Annotated in this window: 15 protein-coding genes, 5 tRNA genes and 1 pseudogene; 12 read left to right on the top strand and 9 right to left on the bottom strand. The window is 56.6% G+C overall.

Features of this window, described 5'->3' with window-relative positions:
- Window positions 1-51 precede the first annotated feature (51 nt).
- Window positions 52-127, bottom strand: a tRNA-Asn gene (locus tag G9X48_RS07985).
- A 190-nt stretch (window positions 128-317) separates the two neighbouring features.
- Between G9X48_RS07985 and G9X48_RS07980 the strand changes: the two genes are divergently transcribed.
- The 4 genes from G9X48_RS07980 to G9X48_RS07965 all read left to right on the top strand — a co-directional run bounded on the left by G9X48_RS07980 (window position 318) and on the right by G9X48_RS07965 (window position 6,279).
- Window positions 318-1,790 carry an EmmdR/YeeO family multidrug/toxin efflux MATE transporter gene (locus G9X48_RS07980; protein WP_007869069.1) on the top strand — a complete coding sequence of 491 codons (1,473 nt, stop codon included), beginning with the start codon at window positions 318-320 and terminating at the stop codon, window positions 1,788-1,790.
- Between the two features lie 390 nt (window positions 1,791-2,180).
- Entirely contained in the window at window positions 2,181-3,953 is a 1,773-nt protein-coding gene (locus tag G9X48_RS07975; RefSeq protein WP_105629613.1) for a type VI secretion system Vgr family protein, read from the top strand.
- The gene (locus tag G9X48_RS07970; RefSeq protein WP_032988345.1) at window positions 3,953-5,254 is read left to right on the top strand and encodes a VRR-NUC domain-containing protein; all 1,302 of its coding nucleotides are present in this window, start codon (window positions 3,953-3,955) and stop codon (window positions 5,252-5,254) included. The genes G9X48_RS07975 and G9X48_RS07970 overlap by 1 nt, the downstream gene beginning before the upstream one ends.
- Window positions 5,255-5,265: 11 nt before the next feature.
- Window positions 5,266-6,279 carry a DUF3396 domain-containing protein gene (locus G9X48_RS07965; protein WP_007869007.1) on the top strand — a complete coding sequence of 338 codons (1,014 nt, stop codon included), beginning with the start codon at window positions 5,266-5,268 and terminating at the stop codon, window positions 6,277-6,279.
- Between the two features lie 111 nt (window positions 6,280-6,390).
- Here G9X48_RS07965 and G9X48_RS07960 read toward each other — a convergent pair.
- Window positions 6,391-6,466: transfer RNA gene (locus tag G9X48_RS07960), tRNA-Asn, on the bottom strand.
- A 129-nt stretch (window positions 6,467-6,595) separates the two neighbouring features.
- Window positions 6,596-8,050 (bottom strand): AMP nucleosidase, encoded by a 1,455-nt coding sequence (locus tag G9X48_RS07955; RefSeq protein ID WP_004387287.1) that lies wholly within the window; start codon window positions 8,048-8,050, stop codon window positions 6,596-6,598.
- Between the two features lie 327 nt (window positions 8,051-8,377).
- Between G9X48_RS07955 and G9X48_RS07950 the strand changes: the two genes are divergently transcribed.
- Together G9X48_RS07950 and G9X48_RS07945 are read left to right on the top strand one after the other, a co-directional pair.
- A complete protein-coding gene (locus tag G9X48_RS07950; protein WP_007869003.1) occupies window positions 8,378-9,589 on the top strand; it encodes a diguanylate phosphodiesterase in 1,212 nt (403 codons plus the stop codon).
- Between the two features lie 241 nt (window positions 9,590-9,830).
- On the top strand, window positions 9,831-10,856 hold the full coding sequence (locus tag G9X48_RS07945) for an LLM class flavin-dependent oxidoreductase (RefSeq protein ID WP_105629614.1): 1,026 nt from the start codon (window positions 9,831-9,833) through the stop codon (window positions 10,854-10,856).
- A gap of 50 nt (window positions 10,857-10,906) precedes the next feature.
- On the opposite strand, the gene G9X48_RS07940 is transcribed toward G9X48_RS07945, so the two are convergent.
- Window positions 10,907-10,982 (bottom strand) — tRNA-Asn (locus G9X48_RS07940).
- A gap of 317 nt (window positions 10,983-11,299) precedes the next feature.
- Between G9X48_RS07940 and nac the strand changes: the two genes are divergently transcribed.
- Entirely contained in the window at window positions 11,300-12,217 is a 918-nt protein-coding gene (nac, locus tag G9X48_RS07935) for a nitrogen assimilation transcriptional regulator NAC (protein ID WP_004387290.1), read from the top strand.
- A 101-nt stretch (window positions 12,218-12,318) separates the two neighbouring features.
- Window positions 12,319-13,272 (top strand): HTH-type transcriptional regulator Cbl, encoded by a 954-nt coding sequence (cbl, locus tag G9X48_RS07930; protein ID WP_004387291.1) that lies wholly within the window; start codon window positions 12,319-12,321, stop codon window positions 13,270-13,272.
- 42 nt (window positions 13,273-13,314) lie between these two features.
- On the opposite strand, the gene shiA is transcribed toward cbl, so the two are convergent.
- The 3 genes from shiA to mtfA all read right to left on the bottom strand — a co-directional run bounded on the left by shiA (window position 13,315) and on the right by mtfA (window position 15,875).
- Window positions 13,315-14,634 (bottom strand): shikimate transporter, encoded by a 1,320-nt coding sequence (gene shiA / locus G9X48_RS07925; RefSeq protein ID WP_038880107.1) that lies wholly within the window; start codon window positions 14,632-14,634, stop codon window positions 13,315-13,317.
- Window positions 14,635-14,900: 266 nt separating this feature from the next.
- Window positions 14,901-14,976: transfer RNA gene (locus G9X48_RS07920), tRNA-Asn, on the bottom strand.
- Window positions 14,977-15,077: 101 nt separating this feature from the next.
- Window positions 15,078-15,875, bottom strand: coding sequence for a DgsA anti-repressor MtfA (gene mtfA / locus G9X48_RS07915; RefSeq protein WP_004387292.1), 798 nt, complete (start codon window positions 15,873-15,875; stop codon window positions 15,078-15,080).
- A gap of 93 nt (window positions 15,876-15,968) precedes the next feature.
- Here mtfA and G9X48_RS07910 point away from each other — a divergent pair.
- Both G9X48_RS07910 and G9X48_RS07905 read left to right on the top strand, forming a co-directional pair.
- Window positions 15,969-16,058 (top strand) — tRNA-Ser (locus G9X48_RS07910).
- A gap of 379 nt (window positions 16,059-16,437) precedes the next feature.
- On the top strand, window positions 16,438-18,015 hold the full coding sequence (locus G9X48_RS07905; RefSeq protein WP_202632300.1) for a sensor domain-containing diguanylate cyclase: 1,578 nt from the start codon (window positions 16,438-16,440) through the stop codon (window positions 18,013-18,015).
- Window positions 18,016-18,021: 6 nt separating this feature from the next.
- Here the strand turns inward: G9X48_RS07905 and G9X48_RS07900 are convergent, their stop codons facing one another.
- A complete protein-coding gene (locus G9X48_RS07900) occupies window positions 18,022-18,924 on the bottom strand; it encodes a LysR family transcriptional regulator (protein WP_004387294.1) in 903 nt (300 codons plus the stop codon).
- Window positions 18,925-19,044: 120 nt separating this feature from the next.
- Here G9X48_RS07900 and G9X48_RS07895 point away from each other — a divergent pair, with 120 nt between their 5' ends.
- Window positions 19,045-19,893 carry a type 1 glutamine amidotransferase domain-containing protein gene (locus G9X48_RS07895; RefSeq protein ID WP_038880110.1) on the top strand — a complete coding sequence of 283 codons (849 nt, stop codon included), beginning with the start codon at window positions 19,045-19,047 and terminating at the stop codon, window positions 19,891-19,893.
- Window positions 19,894-19,922: 29 nt separating this feature from the next.
- A pseudogene (locus tag G9X48_RS07890) lies at window positions 19,923-20,716 on the top strand (SDR family oxidoreductase).
- A 94-nt stretch (window positions 20,717-20,810) separates the two neighbouring features.
- Here G9X48_RS07890 and G9X48_RS07885 read toward each other — a convergent pair.
- Complete coding sequence (locus G9X48_RS07885; protein ID WP_007794693.1) at window positions 20,811-21,050, bottom strand: DinI family protein; 240 nt, start codon at window positions 21,048-21,050, stop codon at window positions 20,811-20,813.
- Window positions 21,051-21,104 lie beyond the last annotated feature (54 nt).

Genomic DNA, 21,104 nt, shown 5'->3' with positions numbered 1-21,104 from the left:
CGCGAGCATCCAAAAGCAAAAAGCCCGCTAAAAAGCGGGCTTTTTTAAATCTGGCTCCTCTGACTGGACTCGAACCAGTGACATACGGATTAACAGTCCGCCGTTCTACCGACTGAACTACAGAGGAATCGTGTGGAGGCTAATCATAGCGGCCCCGCGCCAATTGTCAAATGCCATTTTCCTTCGGCCTGCGTGTTCGGACATTCTCTGAACATTACGCGCTATTTTCCAACAATATCTCTGGAAAGCCTTTGCAGGAATGCGGGTTCTAACTCATTATTTGAAATGAGGTTTCAACTTTCACGCGCAGGTTCATTTTGAGTGTAACCACCACCGTTCGCCAGGCTATCGCTCGTACGCCCTGGTACAAGAAAAGAAAAAGCTATCGGGTTCTGTTCTGGCGCGAAATCACGCCGCTGGCTGTGCCTATTTTGCTGGAAAACACCTGCGTGCTGCTGATGGGCGTGCTGAGCACGTTCCTTGTAAGCTGGCTCGGCAAAGAAGCGATGGCGGGCGTGGGCCTCGCCGACAGCTTCAATATGGTGGTGCTCTCCTTTTTCGCTGCGGTCGATTTAGGGACGACCGTTGTGGTGGCGTTCAGCCTTGGCAAGCGCGATCGCAAGCGGGCGAGGGCGGCGGCCAGGCAGTCGCTGGTGCTGATGACTATCGTCTCGATTCTGCTGGCGGCGCTGGTGCATGTGACCGGTGAATACATCATTGACGTGGTGGCGGGCGAGGCGACGGCGCAGGTCAAAGAACTCGCGCTCATTTACCTGCAACTGACTGCCTGGAGCTACCCGGCGGCGGCCATCGCGCTTATCGGCAGCGGCGCGCTGCGCGGGGCGGGGAATACCAAAATCCCGCTGCTGATTAACGGCGGGATGAACATCCTGAATATCGTGATCAGCGGCTTTTTGATTTACGGGCTGTTTTCCTGGCACGGCCTCGGTTTTATCGGCGCCGGGCTGGGGCTGACTATTTCGCGCTATATCGGCGCTATCGCCATTCTTTATGTGCTGATGATCGGCTTTAACCCGGCGCTGCGCATCTCGCTCAAAAGCTATTTCTCGCCGCTTAAGCTCAATATTCTCTGGGAAGTGCTCGGCATCGGGCTGCCTGCGAGCATTGAATCGGTGCTGTTTAACGGCGGCAAACTGCTGACGCAGATGTTTGTGGCGGGCATGGGCACCAACGTGATTGCCGGTAACTTTATCGCGTTCTCGGTCGCCGCCCTGATTAACCTGCCGGGGAACGCGCTCGGCTCGGCTTCCACTATTATCACCGGTAAACGTCTCGGCAAAGGCCAGATTGGCCAGGCGGAACGCGAACTGCGCCACGTCTTCTGGCTTTCGACAATCATGCTGACGGCCATCGCCTGGGTGAGCGCGCCGTTCGCCGGGCTGTTTGCCTCGTTTTACACCCATGAAGACGATGTGAAAGAGGTTGTAAAAGTCCTGCTGTGGCTCAACGCGGCGTTTATGCCAATCTGGGCGGCCTCGTGGGTGCTCCCGGCGGGGCTTAAAGGCGCGCGCGACGCACGCTTTGCGATGTGGGTGTCGATGCTCGGCATGTGGGGCTGTCGCGTCGTGGCGGGGTATACGCTCGGGATTGTGCTCGGTATGGGCGTTGTGGGCGTGTGGCTCGGCATGTTCCTCGACTGGGCCGTGCGCGGCGTCTTCTTCTACTGGCGCATGGTGAGTGGCAAGTGGCTGCAAAAATATCCACGCCCGCCGAAGCGGCCCGTGGTACTGGACACCCCCGCACCGCCGGGGCAACCGAGAGCGATGTAAACCTGAAGCCAAAAGCCCGCTATAAAGCGGGCTTTTTATACCCATTGATGCGTCTTCTGAAGACGCTTTGCCAGCCAGTCGATATTCCATACTCCCTGAAAATATTTTGTTTATATATCCATTCATTTTCATTATTTATTTAATAAATCAATTCGCATGATAAATATAATTGACTCTATATTCCGGTAGCGAAAAATAAATATTACGCATTGTTTTTTCTGCGTGATGGCTATAGCAGGCATTCGCATCGAAATATACCTGACTAAAAATTATTTATTACTTTTTCCCGGATTGACCCGGATTTTTTGCGGCTTATCCTGTTATTTTTTTCGTTATTAAAACTGATCGGACGATTGCCAGACGCGGCAATCTTTTTCAAAGGAATGAAGGATGACTATTTCCGGTAAAGGGGTTGGTGAGCCTTCACGGTATACGCTTGAAATTGCTCACAGCTGGGTGAGGCCCGACGTACTTAATTTTCACGGTCGCGAAGCCCTTAGCGAGCCATACGAATGGCGCGTTGAATTCACTGCACCGCAGAGCGACCTTGCGCCTGATGAGGTTCTTTTGAAATACGCCAGCCTGAGTATGCTTTCTGGCCGCGTGGTATATGGCGTCATAACCCGTTTTGAATGGCTGGGGACATCAGCAGACCAGACGCACTACGCGGTGACGCTCGCTTCGCGGCTGGCGTTACTGAGCCTGACCCGCCGCTGCGCGGTTTACCAGAATCTCTCTGTGCCTGAACTGCTGGAGCAGATACTGCGCGCGCAAGGCCTGGAAGGGCCGGATTTTGATTTCCGTCTGGAGCGGTCGTATCCGCAGCGGGAACTCATCACCCAGTGGCGGGAAGATGCTGAGCCTGGCTATCACTACCTGTGGGTTCGTCAGGCAAAGCCGTATGCGGGTGATGCCTTTGGCTGGCACACGCCGCTTCTGGACGGCACCGAAGTCAGCATTGCGTTTGACGACGGCAATATCGACCGCCCTTATATCGCCCATGCGTTTCACGACGCTGAACATGCCGACATCGTCACGCGCGATAACCGCAGCCAGAACATTCTGCGCACAGCGGCGCACAATGAACTGCGGATGGAGGATCTGCGCGGGCAGGAGCACGTCGCACTCACCACTCCATACGGTGCATCTTCTCTGAATCAGGGCCACATCACGGATGAACAGAGTCAACAGCGTGGCGCGGGTTTTGAACTCAGAACGGATGAATATGGCGTTATCCGCGTGGCGAAAGGGCTGTTTGTCACTGCAGACGGCCAGACGAAAGCCGCAGGCGAGGTGCTGGAAAGGGAGGTGGCGCAGAGAGAAATAGAAATTTGCCTTAACCAGATCCAACAGTTAGCTGACGCCGCAGCGCAGGCACAGGCGCTGGAAGCAGATATTGCGAGCCAGATGGCGATGTTTAATGCGCGGTTAAAGCCGTTAAACCAGATGGTGCATTTCCACGGCCCGCAGGGAACGGCGTTCACCAGCGGCGAACATCTACAGATGACGGCCAGCAAGAATGTGGTAATGAATGCCGGAGGCTCTTTGAGTACAGGCGCAATGGGAAACATGACCCTGAACGCCGGTGAAAAAATCGGCCTGTTTGCCCACACAGGCAAACTGAATGTTATCTCCGGCGAAGGCCCGGTGCAGTTTCAGGCACAGAACGGCACGATGTCTTTGAGCGCGCAGCAAAAAATAAGTCTGGTTTCGACAAGCGATATGCTGTTTGCCGGCAAAAAGAAGGTGACGCTGATTGGCGGCGGCAGCTACCTGAAAATAGAGCAGGGGAAAATAGAGTACGGAACGACGGCCACGTATTTACGCAAGGTGGAGCGGACAATGGTGGGCGCGCCGAAGAATATGCCATTAAAAGTACAACGCGTGGGAACGGCCTATATATATTCCGCGATTTATCAGCTACAGGACAAGCACGGCAATATTCTCATCAACACGCCTTACCGCCTCACCACACCCTCTGGCCAGACGATTGCTGGATACAGCGATACTGAAGGCCGCTCTGTACCGGTCTATACCCGCCAACCGGAAGATGTGGAACTGCATATTCTGCACAAAACAGCATCGCCGGAAGAGTCAATGTGGTTTGTAGGCGAAACGAATGTATATCAACTGGAAACCGAACTCAGGGAGAACCCGTCATAATGGACATGCCCGCTTTACCGGACATACCGACAACCGCGCCCGACACCCCCACCGGCGAGAAAAATCAGCCGTGGGACTGCACGACGACAGGGGTTGAGATGGTCGAAAAACAGTCGCGTCTGCCCACTAATGAAAACCGCCAATATCTGCATCTTAAGGTGGAATACGCCATGCGTTTTCCTCAACTGGCAGCAAAAATTTGTCGTGAAGGAAAAACGTACCAGATGAGCCTTAAACAGCTCATGATGAGCGGACTTATCCGCGCGGATGAAATCGCCCGTAATTACTACTGGTATTACAAAGCAGAAGTGCCGTTTGATATGCGCACCACGCCGCCACGTCCATTTCTTAGCCATACATTGAAGCAAGACGACGGCGCTCGCAGACGCCACACCACCAATCCCTTCCCGGTACCCGGTAAAGGAATTTATCGACGTCCTGACGTCATTATCGTGAAAGACAAACAGGATCGCTGGCCTGGGCTGGCGGGGCCGGATCACGATGATCCTCCGGGTATGCATGGCGACAATCTGGCCCGTCTGGTAGAGGTCAAGTTTCCGGGGGATAAACTCCTTGAGGATCAGTTTGATGAATACATGCATATCGTTGGTGACGATGCTACGCGCATGACCATTCTGGAGATCCACGACTGCCGCCCGCAAGAGAAGCAGTGGGTGGATCAGGTCGTGAATGTGACGATGAAAGCCTGGCAAACCAGCGGGGCAAAATACTGGCCGCTGTTTCTCTACCCGCCGATATTTATGCCTCGCCCGCCTTCCACACCAGTAGCCGCACGAATGGAGCCGTGGACATACGCCGGTCAAGCCGTGGCCAGTCTTAGCGATGGCGTGATTCGTGGCGTCGCTGAAGGCTGGAGCTCGCTATCAAAAGAGACACAACAGCTCCTGAACTCGACGGCAGGCTGGCTTAACGACAGCGGGGAGTGGATCTACCGGCAGGGAAGTGAGGTCTGGATATGGGCCAGTAAAACCGGTAAGGCGGTGAAATCCTGGAGCAATGTCCGGATAAAAGCTGCATGGGCGGAAATCCAATACGCCACGGATATGACGCTGGACCTGCTCAAGCAGGTGGACTGGGTACAGATTTTAACGAATGTAGCGAAAACGGTGGGCGTTATCCTGGTGGCTATTTGCGTCGGCGCGCTGGTAGTGACGCTGGGTATTCCGGAGGCCATTATTAGCGCATTTCTTCTGATTATTCGTCTGGCGATAACCGCCTGGGAAACCCTTGTAACAATTCTCGGCGGTGGCGCAGGCGCAGCGGCGCTGGGTGCCGGTTAAAAGGAGCAGGTATGGTATTACGGGATTTTGAGCTGAACTATCTTGAGAAGTGGCTGCCGGAAGCGTCAGTGAAATATAGAGACGGCAGTCCGGCAGTTAATCTTGGTCTGATTATCACAGTATTTTTTAAGGACGGGCATACACCGGACGTGCGCCGCAGGATGGTGGAGTGTGTCGATCGTTTTTATACGGAATTTAAGCCGTATCTGAAAAAGCATCTCACCCAAAACTGGGTTGGAATTACGGAGAAAAATTACGCCAGAAAGCGGCAGGAGATTATCGATTCAACTCCTGAAGAGATCTTTTCCTGGTATATGGGCAGCGCAGAGAAAGACTTTTTAGCGCCTGACTACAGTATATTAATTATGGGCAAACGTATCTTCCATAAAGATACTGATCGCTCCGTTATTAAACTGACATTTCCGCTCTCGCTGCTGAAAGAGCCTGACGGTAAAGCACAATATGAAGGCTGGCTGCTGTGGCTGTGTAACACCTTTGCCGTGGAAAGCGGCTATGCCGGGCTGTCATTTATTCTTCCTTATTCGCGTGAACGAATATTCCCGTATGAGTACGCCCTGGCGCAGCGTTTTTCCGGCGTGATGGTGGATTCTATTGGTACGCTCGAAGGCAGAGTTGCAGTGAATAGTTTAAAAGGCGCCTGCTGGTACACCATTCTCGGCACCCCGTGGCTGGAAAAGCTGGGGGGTGCAGAGCAGTTAACGCATCGCCTGATTAAAACGCCGGAAATCACGCTGTTGCCCTACAGCAACGGTGTGATCCTTAAGGCCGGAGAGCTTCCTCCGCCGTTGGGTGACATGAAAACGGAAGGATTATCGCCACTCCTGATTAAGGTCAACCAGATTATTCGCCCGGTGCGGTATGACGGGCATAATGGCCTGCACTTTTTTTCAGGCTATGAAAACTTACAGTTTGAAAAAGCGTCGTCCATGGCCTGGTTTGCCCGCTTTGACGAAGCCAGCGCTCAACTGGATAAAGCCGAAGCAGAGACATCCCGCGAGCCGTGAGGCCAGCGCGTAAATTTACGATACAAAAAACCCGGCGATCTTTAGCAGAAGCGCCGGGTTAGTTTGTTTTTAGCATCCCAGGATTGACTGGCACATCACAGGATTAAAATCTGGCTCCTCTGACTGGACTCGAACCAGTGACATACGGATTAACAGTCCGCCGTTCTACCGACTGAACTACAGAGGAATTGCGAGAACGGGGCGCATAGTAACGGCAGCGTTTCGGGTTGTCAAAGCCTGAATGTGAAATGCTGAACCGTTTGCTGAATAATTCCACAACCCAGGCGCGGCCAGCGCTACGCCGGGGTTGCGTTAATCAGCGGAAGGGCGGCTCGTTAAAGGTGCGCAGTTTGCGCGAATGCAGGCGTTCGCCTTCCGCGCGCAGTAAATCGATGGCGCGAATGCCAATCTGCAGGTGTTCGGAAATCGCGCCCTCGTAAAAGCGATTCGCCTGTCCCGGCAGCTTGATTTCGCCATGCAGCGGTTTATCGGACACACAAAGCAGCGTGCCGTAAGGCACACGGAAGCGATAACCCTGGGCGGCGATAGTCGCGCTTTCCATATCGATAGCCACCGCGCGGCTCAGGTTAAAGCGCAGCGCCGAGGCCGAATAGCGCAGCTCCCAGTTGCGGTCGTCGGTTGTCACCACCGTGCCGGTACGCAGACGCTGTTTCACTTCCTCACCCGGCATATTGCTCACAAGCTTCGTGGCGTCATAGAGCGCGCGCTGCACTTCGGCGATACTCGGCACCGGAATATCCGGCGGCAGCACCGCGTCCAGCACGTGATCGTCACGCAGATACGCGTGCGCCAGCACGTAGTCGCCAATCGACTGGCTTTCACGCAGGCCGCCGCAGTGGCCAATCATCAGCCAGACATCCGGGCGCAGCACCGCGAGATGATCGCAAATCGTTTTGGCATTCGACGGCCCGACGCCGATATTCACCAGCGTAATGCCCTGGCCATCGGCGGTAATTAAATGCCAGGCGGGCATCTGGTGTTTTTTCCATGCGAGATCGGAAATCGCCGCCTCCGGCGCTTCGGTATCGGCGGTGATCCAGGTGCCACCCGCGCACGAGAGCGCCACGTACGGGCTGTCCGGATCGAGGATCTGGCTGCATCCCCAGCGCACAAACTCATCGACATAGCGCGTGTAGTTAGTAAAGAGCACGAAGGGCTGGAAATGCTCGACCGGCGTACCGGTGTAGTGGCGCAGACGCGCCAGCGAGAAATCGACGCGGCGGGCGTCGAAGTGCGACAGCGGGTAGAATTCAGTCGGGTGGAAAATCCCGTCGGCGGTCTCATCGCCAATCTGCGCCAGCTCGGTGGTCGGGAAGTGGCGGGTCAGACCGGCGCTCATCGAACGATCCAGCGTCAGCGCCGAGCCGTCAATCACATACGGGTAGGGGATCTCATGCTGTGACGGGCCGACTTCAATCGTCGCGCCGTAATCTTCATACAAAAGAATCAGCTGTTCGCGCAGATAACTGCGAAATAACCCAGGACGCGTAACGGTGGTGGTGTAACACCCCGGATGGGTGAAACGCCCGTAAGCGCGCGTCTTCTGCGCTTTGCTGCCGTCACCATCCCAGCATACCCGCAACTGCGGATAGACAAATAAACCCTGCGCGCGCGCTGTCTCATCGGGGAGGCGGCCTTCGTTAATATAGGCGGCGATTGCCTCGCGCAGCGCGTTAACCGCGTCATCATATAACGCTTCCAGTTTGTCGAGCGCCTCGTCGGGCGTCAGTGGTGTTGCAGTGGTATTCATCGGTTCTCCTGATCCCACATAGCTCGGCGGGGAGATGGGCTGTCTCTGATAATTATTTCACAGGTTTATGAAACATAAAGGAATGGCGCAATGGCATAAATCTGTAAAGTGTTTACTTGCTGAGATTGTGCGCAATGGGCCTGGTCAGCTCACGTCTTAACGTATTCGCTTTATGAATAAATATTTTCACTGGTTATACATCTGTTTTTATTAATTAAAGTCGCAATAGCCCATAGTGAGCGACTTTTTGCGGGCAAATTCGCCGCTTGCGGTGAAAAGCGACAGGGTATACTGATTTTTTATATGACCTGAACACGTAGGAAAACGATGCTATCTACCCTGATTTACCGCAGTCGGCTGAAAGGCGATATCGACCAGGCGAGCCTGCAGGTGATTGTAAGGCAGGCACAGACGCGGAATGCGCAGATGCGGGTCAGCGGTATTCTTGTCTTTGATGGTCATCAGTTTCTTCAGGTGCTGGAAGGGCCGCTGCATGCGGTAGAAGCCCTTTTTGGTCGTATCAGCCAGGACGAACGGCACGACTTCGTTGTTGAACTGATGCGCGACTACGCCCCGCGCCGGCATTTCGAAAATGTTGGCATGGCGCTCTTTGATCTGCGCAACGTCAAAGCCCACGCGGTGCTGAAGGCGGTGGTTAAATCAAGCGTAGTGCCGTTTAATCTCGCCCGCGAAGCGCGGGTGTATCAGTTTATCCGCTCTTTTTTGCGCCGCCAGGACAGCCAGCAGCTTTCCCGTCAGTTTCAGCCTGATGCCTGGCGGGTCGATGCTGCGCCGCCACCACCGCCGCCTACCTTAGTACCTGCCGTAGCGGATATCGCCTGCCAGTTTGCCCTGCAGCCGATTGTGGAGCCGACGACCTGCAAAATTAAAGCGTATGAGGCACTGATCCGCTCCCCGGAAGGTGGCTCGCCCGCCGCGTTGTTTGCGTCATTGTCCAGCCAAGCACTGTACGATCTCGATCTGCATTCCAAAGAAATCGCGTTCGCACTGGCGAAAGCGGTCAATATCGGCAGCCAGATGATCTCGGTTAACCTGCTGCCAGGATCGCTGGTGCAGTGCCCGCATGCGGTGGAGATCCTGCTGGCGCAAATTGCGCGCCAGGGGCTGTTGCCGCAGCAGGTGATTGTTGAGGTCACCGAGAGCGAGGTTATCTCGCGCTTTGATGAATTTGAGTGCGTCATTCGCCAGCTGCGTGCCGCGGGCATTAACCTGGCGATAGACGATTTTGGCGCGGGGTTTGCCGGTCTGTCGCTGCTGACCCGCTTCCAGCCAGGCCGCATCAAAATCGATCGCTGCATCGTCGCCGATATTCACCTGCATGGCCCGAAGCAGGCCATCGTGCACGGCATCGTGCGCTGCTGCGCCGAGCTTGAGATAACGGTGGTCGCTGAAGGCGTGGAAAAAGTGGAAGAGTGGTGCTGGCTGGAAGCGGCGGGCATTCGCTATTTCCAGGGGTATCTGTTTGCAAGGCCATTACTCAACCGCGCTCCGTCGGTAAGCTGGCCAACGGCCAGATAAGCAAGCTCACGAAGGCTGGCATCGGAAACTGCCGTCAGCCTTATTCTGCCAACCCGTCATGCCATTTCAGCTTTCGCGCCAGCCCTTTCTTCAAGAAATTTGAACCATTATGTTAAACAAAGGGCATTTATTCTTTCCCGTTATCAGCACAGAGTAGGGTATCTGAACCAGACAACGCGGTGGGCATGGCGTGATTGATATCGGTTGCGCCATATATGCTCGCCCTGAAAACGGGATCAACATGAAAAAAATAGGCTTTTTGTCATTTGGCCACTGGACGCCGTCGCCGCAGTCCGCCACGCGCACCGCCGCAGATGCGCTGCTGCAATCCATCGATCTGGCCGTCGCGGCGGAAGAGCTGGGCGCGGATGGCGCGTATTTCCGCGTGCACCACTTTGCGCGCCAGCTCGCCTCGCCATTTCCGCTGCTGGCCGCCATCGGGGCCAGAACACGCAATATTGAGATCGGTACCGGCGTTATCGACATGCGCTATGAGAACCCGCTCTATATGGCGGAAAGCGCAGGGGAGGCGGATCTTATTTCAGGCGGTCGCCTGCAGCTGGGTATCAGCCGCGGATCGCCGGAACAGGTGATCGATGGCTGGCGCTATTTTGGCTATGAGCCTGCCGCCGGTGAAAACGAATCCGACATGGCGCGCCGTCACACTGAGACGCTGCTGGAAGTGCTGCGCGGGGAAGGCTTCGCCAAACCCAATCCGCAACCGATGTTTGCTAACCCGCCAGGCCTTCTGAGGCTTGAGCCGTGGTCTGAGGGACTTCGCGAGCGCATCTGGTGGGGCGCAGGCTCCAACGCCACTGCAGTCTGGGCGGCGAAGCTCGGAATGAATCTGCAAAGCTCCACCCTGAAAGACGATGAAACCGGCGAGCCGTTCCACATTCAGCAGGCGCAGCAGATCCGCGCCTACCGCGCCGCCTGGACAGAGGCCGGGCATACGCGCACGCCCCGCGTATCGGTGAGCCGCAGTATTTTTCCGCTCATGGACAGTCGGGATCGCGCCTGGTTTGGCAACAGCCGTGATGACAGCGATAAGGTCGGTTTTCTGGATGAGAAAACGCGCGCCATCTTCGGGCGCAGCTACGCGGCTGAACCGGAGAAGCTCATCGAACAGCTTAAGCAGGACGACGCGATTGCCGAAGCGGATACCCTGCTGTTGACGGTACCGAATCAGCTGGGTGTGGAGTACAACGTGCATGTGATTGAATCGGTGCTGCGCCATATCGCCCCCGCAATGGGATGGCGCTGCTAGCGTAGCGCAGAAAAGCAAAAAGCCCGCTAAAAAGCGGGCTTTTTTAAATTTGGCTCCTCTGACTGGACTCGAACCAGTGACATACGGATTAACAGTCCGCCGTTCTACCGACTGAACTACAGAGGAATCGTGTGAACGGGGCGCATAGTACCGGGGTCGCCTGGCGTTGTAAAGCCCTGAACGCACCAGAAAATTCGTTTGCTGAGAAAAGCGTCAACCAGCCGATACCTACCGCCTTTGCACTCTTCTGGTGCAACCGTACCTCTTATGGGGCATAAGCAAAACAGTGTTTCAACGTTGTAAACCGATAAGTTATCGCTTTCTCTTATAATTTAAGCATTTATATTAGCCGCTCCCGCTTTTCAAAAACTGGCAAGCATCTTGCAAAACCTGTTACGACATCATCGCCGGCATTGGCTCTGGCATTCCGTACAGGAGGCAAAATGAACTTAAGACGACTGAAATACTTTGTGAAAATCGTCGATATCGGTAGCCTGACGCAGGCGGCGGAAGTGCTGCACATCGCGCAGCCCGCGTTAAGCCAGCAGGTGGCGACTCTGGAAGGGGAGATGGATCAGCAACTGTTGATTCGTACCAAACGGGGCGTCACGCCAACGGAAGCCGGGAAAATTCTTTATGCGCATGCCCGCACCATTTTGCGCCAGTGCGAACAGGCGCAGCTCGCCGTACATAATGTCGGCCAGACGCTACAGGGCCAGGTCTCTATTGGCCTCGCGCCTGGTACCGCCGCCTCTTCAGTAACCATGCCGCTGCTGCAGGCCGTGCGCGCCGAACTCCCGGACGTGCTGGTTTACCTGCATGAAGACAGCGGTGCGACGCTGAACGATAAACTGCTAAGCGGCCAGCTCGATATGGCGGTGCTGTATGACCGCGCGCCGGTGGCCGGGCTCACCAGCCAGCCGCTTATCAAAGAAGATCTGTTCCTGGTCGGCACGCGCGATTGCCCTGGGCAGAGCGTGGATCTGGCGAGCGTCGCCCAGATGAATCTTTTCCTGCCGCGTGATTACAGCGCCGTGCGCAAGCGCGTCGATGAAGCTTTCTCGCTGCGCCGCCTGACGGCAAAAATCATCGGCGAAATCGAGTCGGTGTCCACGCTGAGCGCGGCCATCGCCAGCGGCATGGGCGTGACGGTGCTGCCGGAATCCGCCGCGCGCTCGCTTGCAGGCTCCACCAACGGCTGGCTCGCGCGTATCACCAGCCCGTCGATGACGCTGCCGCTCTCGCTCAATGTCTCCTCCCGCGTGCCGTTAACGCCGCAGGCGCAGGCCGTGAAAGATATTCTGCTGTCACTGGTGGCGCGCCCGGCGCTGGAAAACCGCGAACTGCTGCTGGTGGGCTGACAGATATTCCCCAAAGGAATAACAGACAGCTTTTTATTATTTGTGATGCCCGCCGGGGGACTTTAACAATAGCGTCATGTTGAATCGCTCCCGGGGGCGCTGTGAATTTCCAGCAACTGAAAATTATTCGTGAGGCGGCAAGGCGGGATTTCAATCTCACCGAAGTGGCCAATATGCTTTATACCTCGCAGTCTGGCGTCAGCCGCCATATTCGCGAACTTGAAGAAGAGCTCGGCATTGAAATTTTCATTCGCCGCGGCAAACGGCTGCTGGGCATGACGGAGCCTGGCAAAGCGCTGCTGGTGATTGCCGAGCGCATTCTTAACGAGGCCAGCAACGTGCGCCGCCTGGCCGATCTCTTTACCAACGACGCCAGCGGCGTGCTGACCATCGCCACGACGCACACCCAGGCCCGCTACAGCCTGCCGTCGGTGATTAAAACCTTTCGCTCGCTCTTTCCCGAGGTGCGTCTTGAACTCATCCAGGGCACGCCGCAGGAGATAGAATCGCTGCTGCAAAGCGGCACGGCGGATATCGGTATCGCCAGTGAACGCTTAAGCGCCGATCCGGGCCTGGTGGCTTATCCGTGGTTTCGCTGGCATCACAGCCTGCTGGTGCCGAAGGATCACCCCCTTACGCAGGCCAACCCCCTGACGCTTGAAGAGATTAGCCGCTGGCCGCTTATTACCTACCGGCAGGGCATTACGGGCCGTTCGCGCATCGATGAGGCCTTCAGCCGTAAAGGGCTGACGCCGGATATCGTGCTGAGCGCGCAGGATTCCGACGTTATCAAAACGTATGTGGAACTGGGTCTTGGCATTGGGCTGGTGGCAGAGCAGGCGAGCGAACCCCATGAAGAGAGCCTGCTCACGCGGCTCGACACGCGGCATCTGTTCGACGCTAACACCGTCTGGCTGGGCCTGAAACGCGGGCAGCTTCAGCGCAATTACGTCTGGCGCTTTATTGAGTTGTGCAACGCCGGGCTGTCGGTTGACGAAATTAAACAGCAGGCGCTTGAGCCTGCAAGTGACGTGGTGATCGATTATCAGATTTAGCGGTAAACGCCCCGCCAGCGCAGGGCTGGCGGAGCGTGACGATTACTGCGCCTGTGGCGTTTTAATAAAAAGCGCGGTCAGCGCCGACAGCAGACAGCCCGCCATCAGGTAAATCGCGACCGTATGCCATGCGCCGCCGGAGAAAGTCAGCAGAGCGGCGGCGATAAAGGGCGTAAAGCCGCCACCCACCACGCTAGCCACCTGATATCCGACGCCCGCGCCGCTGTAGCGATACCCCGCGCCGAACATCTCAGTAAACATCGGTTGCTGCACGCAGACCACCATATCGTGCGCGATATTCGCGAGCATCAGCGAGAAAATCATCACGCCGACAATCGAGCGCGCTTCCAGCGCCATAAAGAAAGGGAAAGCGCTCAGCGCACCGAGCAGCGCGCCGGTGATGTAAATGCGGCGGCGTCCGTAGCGATCGGCCATCCACGCGAACAGCGGAATGGTCAGGCAGCTCACGCCGCCCACCAGCAGGCCGATATTAAGAAACAGCTCGCGCGGCAGACCCAGATTCTGCGTGGAATAGTTAAGGGCGAAGGCGGTAACGATATACATCGTCAGCAGTTCGCACAGGCGCAGGGCGATGATTTTCAGGAATGCGCCAGGGTGGCGTACCAGCGCCTCAAAGACCGGCGGTCGCTTTTTCGCCTGCGCGGGCTTTGCTGCCTGCGCGCGCTCAAATTCGGCGGACTCCGCCATACCGTTACGCACCCAGAGCGCCGCCAGCACCAGCACAATGCTGAACAGGAACGGCAAGCGCCAGCCCCAGCTCAGGAACTGCGCATCGGTCGTCAGGTAGCTGATAATCGACACCAGCCCGGTGGCGAGCAGCAGGCCTACGCCATATCCCACCTGAACGCCGCTACTGTAAAACGCTTTTTTCCCGGCGGGGGCGCTTTCCACCGCAAGCAGCGCCGCGCCGCCCCATTCGCCGCCCACGGCAAACCCCTGAATCGCGCGCAGCGTCACCAGCAGCACCGGCGCCCACCAGCCAATGGTAGCGAACGACGGCAGAATGCCGATGCAGGCGGTAGCGATGCCCATCATCCAGACGGTCATCATCAGCATCCGCTTACGGCCCAGGCGATCGCCGAAGTGGCCAAAGACAATTCCTCCGAGCGGACGGAATAAAAAGCCGACGCCGAAGGTAGCGAAGGCGGCAAGCGTGCCCATGGCCGGTGAGATCTGCGGGAAAAACTCGGTGTTAAACACCAGCGCCGCGGTAATGCCATAGAGTAAGAAATCAAACCAGTCTACGACCGCGCCGGCAAAGCTGCCCCAGGCCGCGCGGCGCGCGCGATTGCAGGCAGGGAGCGCCTCATCAGGGCGGGGAGTTGTGATTGTGGAATCCATCGTTGTCCTGTCCATTCGTCAACATTCTGTATTGTTATTGTTATCAAAGCAGATTGAAGGTTACTCACATCGTACGCAGCCAAAAAAAGCCGTTACTGAGACTACAGCGCCAGCCGCCGGGTGAAAACCGTTTTGCGCCGTGACGGACGTTTAAGGACCAATTAACTCAGAGATGCCGGGTGGGCAGAGGAATATGCGGTAAAGAGGGAGAGAATAACGGAAGCAGAAAAGCAAAAAGCCCGCTAAAAAGCGGGCTTTTTTGAATTTGGCTCCTCTGACTGGACTCGAACCAGTGACATACGGATTAACAGTCCGCCGTTCTACCGACTGAACTACAGAGGAATCGTGTGAACGGGGCGCATAATAATCATGCCCCGCATCAGTGTCAACGCAAAAAATTACGCTATGTATTCAAACGCTTAATTCTGCGTCAGATTGCGCTTTTAATGTACCTGGCCGCCGTCGGAAAGGGCGGGCGTTTCACGCAGGCGTAAGCGCAGCAGCGGATCCTGACCGTAAAAGTGACAAAAACGCTGCCACAGCGACGGGAAGCGCGGCGCGAAAAGCTCCGGCGCGCTGAAGAAATATTCGGAGAGCACCGCGAAGCACTCCGCCGGATCGGTGGCGGCATAGGCATCAATGCTGGCGGCGCTTTCACCCACCAGATCTATCTCATCCTGAATATTTTCCATCGCCGCGTGCAGGTCGTGCTCCCAGCCTGCGACTTCACGCAGCGCGATAAGCGGAATGCCGCTTGCGCGATCGCCGTTACGCATATCGAGCTTATGCGCCACTTCATGAATGATAAGGTTAAAGCCGGAGGCGTCGAACGAATCCTGAATATCAAGCCAGTTGAGGATAATCGGCCCCTGCTGCCAGCTCTGACCGGACTGCACCACGCGCTGGTTATGCACCAGACCGATGTCGTCTTCCCATTCGTCATCCACCACGAACGGCGCGGGGTAAATCAGCACTTCGTGAAAGCCGTCGAGCCACTCTAAACCGAGCTCCAGCACCGGCAGGCAGAAGAGCAGGGCAATGCGGGCGCTTTTCAGCTCATCCAGCTCAAAACCCTGTAAGGGCACCAGCCGCTTCTGCTGTAAAAAACGCTCGCTTAAGCGCACCAGCTTCTGCTGCTGTTCGTCGCTCAGGCCCGCCAGTAACGGAATGGCGAGCGCCGCTTCCCAGGGAAGAGGTGCCAGCGCGGCGGTGTGATTTGCTTTCCAGGGCCACTTAATCATCTTATTGCTCGCAAACTCGTCACTTGAACAAAATCGAAGAGGCAGGGACTGTTAAAATGCCAAAGATCCTGGCATCATAGCAACCTCAAGTACGGAGAGATGCCGGAGCGGCTGAACGGACCGGTCTCGAAAACCGGAGTAGGGGCAACTCTACCGGGGGTTCAAATCCCCCTCTCTCCGCCACTATTCAAGCACTTACCACCTCGTTTTTCAGTGATAAAAATCCCGTTGAGAAAAGTTTGAGACTAATCGCGCCGTGAATTGTGCCCGGCTTCGCTTCTCGCCTGGATGCTTTTTACCTTTCTTTGCAGTTTTCACCCGCTTTCATGTTGCTGGTGGCCTCTCTTTTAAACGCGACAACGCGCGTCAGTCACCCAAACTAACCCTTAACGATTACCATTGATTTGCGCCATAAAACTGCCGCCTGTGACGCGATCAGGTCTATTCTTATCTGATGCATATTGATGTTAACTCGCGGAATTCTCTGGCTTGTCGTTCGGGGGCTTTCAAAGTGAGTTAAAAACGAGCCTGACGCGGCTTCCGATAAACTTCAGTAAAATTAATGCAACGCGGGCAGGATACGCAGGAGGTGGCCGCCGTGCCTGAGAAAAAACAGTTTATCCGCATTCTGGCGCTGGATACGCCGCTCGGGCGCAGTCTGGCGTTCTTTCTGTTTATTCTGCTGGCAGGAAGCATCGCGGCCAATGCGGTAACGCTGTATCTCTCCTGGGAGCGCACGGTTGAAGATGCCGAGAGCAAGGCGATTAACCTGTCGCTTTCGCAGGTGCGCCAGGCGGATGACACTTTTCTCCAGACAGAGCTGACCCTCCAGGAGATCCGCCGCAATCTGGCTTATGGCTATCTTCCCGATCACGAACTCAACGCATCGCTTGCCGAGCTGGAACAGCGGCTGCCGCAGCTTGATGGGCTGTTTATTTACGATGCGCACGGCGCATGGCGCAACAGTTCTTTCGGGCAGGAACCTGCTGAGGACAACATTGCGGACCGCGATGATTTTCTCTACCACAAAGATCATGGCTGGATGGGAATACATATAGGCCATGTGGTGCGCAGTAACATCAGCGGCCAGCTGGTGATACCGGTTTCGCTACGCCTCAATGACATCACCGGCGGCTTTGCGGGCGTGGTAATGGCCACCGTGAAAATGGACTATTTCCGCCAGTTTTACAGTTATTTTGAACTGACGAATAACGACATCCTGGCGCTGCTGCTGGTCGATGGCAAACCGCTGTACATTCGCCCGTTTGACGAAAGCGTGCTGAATAAAGATCTCTCTGACAGCCCGCTTTTTACGCAGGTGCTGCTGCGAGCGCGCCAGGGCAGCGCCACCTGGCTGTCGGCGCTTGATCAGGTCGTCAGAATCTACGGCTTTGCGCGCTCGACGCGTTACCCGATTGTCGTGGTGGCCGGGTATGACAAAGACAATCTGCGCGCGACCTGGCTTAAAAACAGTATTCCCGATTTGCTTATCAACGGTGCGCTGTTGACCGCCATTATCCTGATGGGCATGGTGCTGTTCAGACAGGTGAGAGTGAATATCCGCGATCGCAACGAGCTGGCGACGCTGCGTGACGAGCTGGTGAAAATCAACCACACGCTGCATTCCATGGCGATGGTCGATGGTCTGACGGGGCTTGCTAACCGGCGGCGCTTTGACGCCTTTCTTGAGCAGGCGCTGGCCGACTCCGCTGTCACCGGAAACCCCGTCTCACTCATTCTTATCGATGTCGATTTTTTCAAACGTTATAACGACAATCGCGGTCACGTGGCCGGTGATGCCTGCCTGCGCCGCATCGGCGGTGTGCTCCAGCAGGCTTCTTTTAGCCATGGCAATTTGGTGGCGCGTTACGGTGGCGAAGAGTTCGCAATCATACTCTCTGAGGCTTCGTCCGCCGACGCCCTGCGCGTCGCGGAAAAGGTGGTCAGCATGGTGCGGGAGCAGGCGCTGCCACACCCCGACACCGAACTGCCCGATGGCGTGGTGACCATCAGCGCGGGCTGTTACAGCATGACATCTGACGGCAGAATGGCGTGTCTGACCGAGCTTATCAAAGGGGCGGACGAGGCGCTCTATCAGGCGAAAAGCACCGGGCGTAACCGTGCCGTCCTGTTGTCATAAGCCCCACTAGCCTGTTGCCTGCTGTATGAAGCGAATAAACGCTTCACTGGCGGATGACAGCCCTTTGTGCGGCGCGTAGATAAGCGAAAAGGGGCGCGTACGGCCGCGGGTTTGCGGGAGGATCTCCGTCAGCAGGCCGTTTTCCATGAGCGGGCGCGCGATAAAATCGTAAGTCTGACAGATACCCGCGCCGCTGACGGCAAGCGAGATAACGCCCAGAATGTCATCCGAGACCTGAATCTGCCCCTTCGGCGTCCACTCAATGGGGGCTCCCTCCTCGCACAGGCTCCACTGCGCGATACGCCCGCTGCTTGGCATGATAAACGGCAGGCAGCGGTGGTTTTCAAGCGCGGCTAACGTGTGCGGCTCGCCGTGCTGACGCAAATAAGCGGGTGCTGCGACCAGGCACAGCGGTGCTTCTTCAAGCTTACGCGCGACCAGCCGGCTGTCCGGCAGCGTGCCCAGACGGATAGCGAGATCGTAGCCTTCGGCCACCAGATCCACGTTTCGGTTAGTGATATTCAGCTCAACGGTAATCCCCGGATAGTGCGCGGCGAAACGCTGCAACAGCGCCGGAAGCCGGTAGTGCCCATAGGTGGTCGGCGCGCTAAGCCGGATATGGCCGACCGTCTGCGCGCCGCGCCCCTGGATATCCCGCTCGGCGCGCTCAAAAACCCCAAAAGCGCTGCACGCCTGCTCGTAATAGTGCCGCCCGGCCTGCGTCAGGCTGAGCTGACGCGTGGTGCGTCTCACCAGCTGTACGCCAAGCCGCGTCTCAAGCCTTGTTAGCGCCCGACTCAGTACGGATGCCGTGGTGCCGAGCGCCACCGCCGCCGCGGTGATGGAGCCTTTCTCAATGATCGTCACGAAGATTTCCACATCGCTGAGATGGGCGAAACGTCGGCTCATTATGTCTCCTGAAGAACAAATGAATGTCTTTAGCGGTGGTTTATCCACTTATAAGGAAACACTACAGTGTGCGCCAGTTGCAGGCAAGGCTTGCAAATCTAAACACATCAACAGGAGTACATGGTGAAAATGGTACGTCATCTCGCGCTCGCCGCAGCGCTTGGTCTTTCTGCCCTGAGTGCGCATGCCGCCAGCGTGCTGGTAGTGCTGTCGGATTCTGACCATCTGGATCTGAAAGACGGCAAAGTGTTTCAGACTGGCTTTTATCTCAATGAACTGATGCAGCCGGTAAAACGTCTGCTGGACGCCGGGCACCAGGTCACGTTCGCCACGCCGAACGGGCAGGCGCCGACGCTCGATAAATCCTCTGATGACAAAATGTATTTCAACAATGACGTGAACGCGTGGCGCATGCATCGCGCGTTGCTCGACAAACTGAAACTGACGTCGCCTTCGTCTTCGCCGGTGATCAGCCTGGCGCGAGCCGCGCAGCGGGGTTACGGCGAGTTTGACGCGATTTACATTCCGGGTGGCCATGCGCCGATGCAGGATCTGCTGACCAGCCCGGCGCTCGGCAAGGCGCTGGCCGCGTTTCATGCCGCCGGTAAGCCAACGGCGCTGGTCTGCCACGGCCCCATCGCGCTGCTCTCCACGCTGCCGGATGCGCCGGCATTCACCCGCCAGCTGGCGGAAACCGGCCATGCCGCGGCGCAGCCGGGCTGGATTTACGCGGGTTACCGGATGACCGTTATCAGCAATGCGGAAGAGAAGATTGCCAAAGGCCTGCTGCCGAAAGGCGGCGCGATGAAATTCTATCCGCAAACCGCGCTCGAGCAGGCGGGCGGCCAATACAGCAGCAATACCGAGCCGTTCACCTCGCATATCGTGACGGACAGGGAACTCATCACCGGGCAGAACCCGGCTTCGGCAACGGCGGTGGCGCAGGCGCTGCTGGAACGTCTTCATTAATCTCTGACGCACTGCACTGAGGAACCAACATGGATCTGCAACTGAACACTAAAACGGCGATAGTGACGGCGGCGACGGCAGGTATTGGCCTTGCGATCGCCCGGACGCTGGCGCAGGAAGGCGTGGCGGTCACCATCACCGGCCGCGACCATAAAAAACTGGCGGCGGCGGTCGCGACCATTGAGGCGGAGGCGAAAGGTGCCTCCGTGACCGGCGTGCTGGCGGACGTCAGCACCGTGGAAGGCGTCGCGGCGCTGACGGCGCAACAGCCGGAAACCGATATTCTGATTAACAATCTCGGCTTTTATGAGGCGACGCCGTTTGCGGATATCACCGACGAGGCGTGGCTGCGGATGTTTGACGTTAACGTGATGTCCGGCGTGCGGCTCTCCCGTCACTATTTCCCGCAAATGCTGACGAAAAACTGGGGACGCGTCATTTTTATCTCCAGCGAAGTAGGCGCGTTTACGCCGCCGGATATGGTGCACTACGGGATGAGCAAATCGGCGCAGCTTGCGGTGGCGCGCGGCATGGCGGAGTTAACCAAAGGCACCGGCGTGACGGTAAACAGCGTGTTGCCTTCGGCCACGCGTTCAGAAGGCATTATGGAATATTTGCGCCAGACCGCGCCGCAACCGGGCATGACCGACGCCCAGATTGAAGCGAATTTCTTTGCGACGTATCGCCCGAGTTCGCTGCTGCGCGCATGATTGATGCCACGGAGATAGCCTCAATGGTGGCGCTGCTGGCAAGCCCGCTGGGCGCGGCGTCAAACGGCGCGGCGGTACGCGTGGAAGGCGGTACGTACCGCTCTATTCTGTAATCAAAGGCATAGCAGGAGAAAAGGGCTGGCCGGGCGTGACGCCGGGTGAGCCTGAATAATAAAAAACCCGCGCTGGCGGGTTTTTTACTGTCGCTTATTCGTTAACCAGCCACATGTCGGCTTCGTCGAACATCTCTTCCAGCATCCGGTTCAGCTTTTCGCGATCGTTTTTATTGGCGTCGGAATTGAGACCGTTTGTCTGCATCGGCTTAACGCGCACGTCAGCATCCGGAAAAATGCGGTGTACGCGGCGGGTCAGCTCGGCCAGGATAATCTCACGCGCGCCGGGCAAGCCTGCGACATTGCGTTTGTCATAAACCAGTTCAACAAACATGGAAAACTCCACAGTATGGATATATATACAGTCCTGGCACACTATAGCGCCCGC

It is taken from the genome of Cronobacter sp. HA18006, from assembly GCF_011605445.1.
GTDB lineage: Bacteria > Pseudomonadota > Gammaproteobacteria > Enterobacterales > Enterobacteriaceae > Cronobacter > Cronobacter sakazakii.
This window is presented reverse-complemented; position numbering and strand designations above follow the sequence as displayed.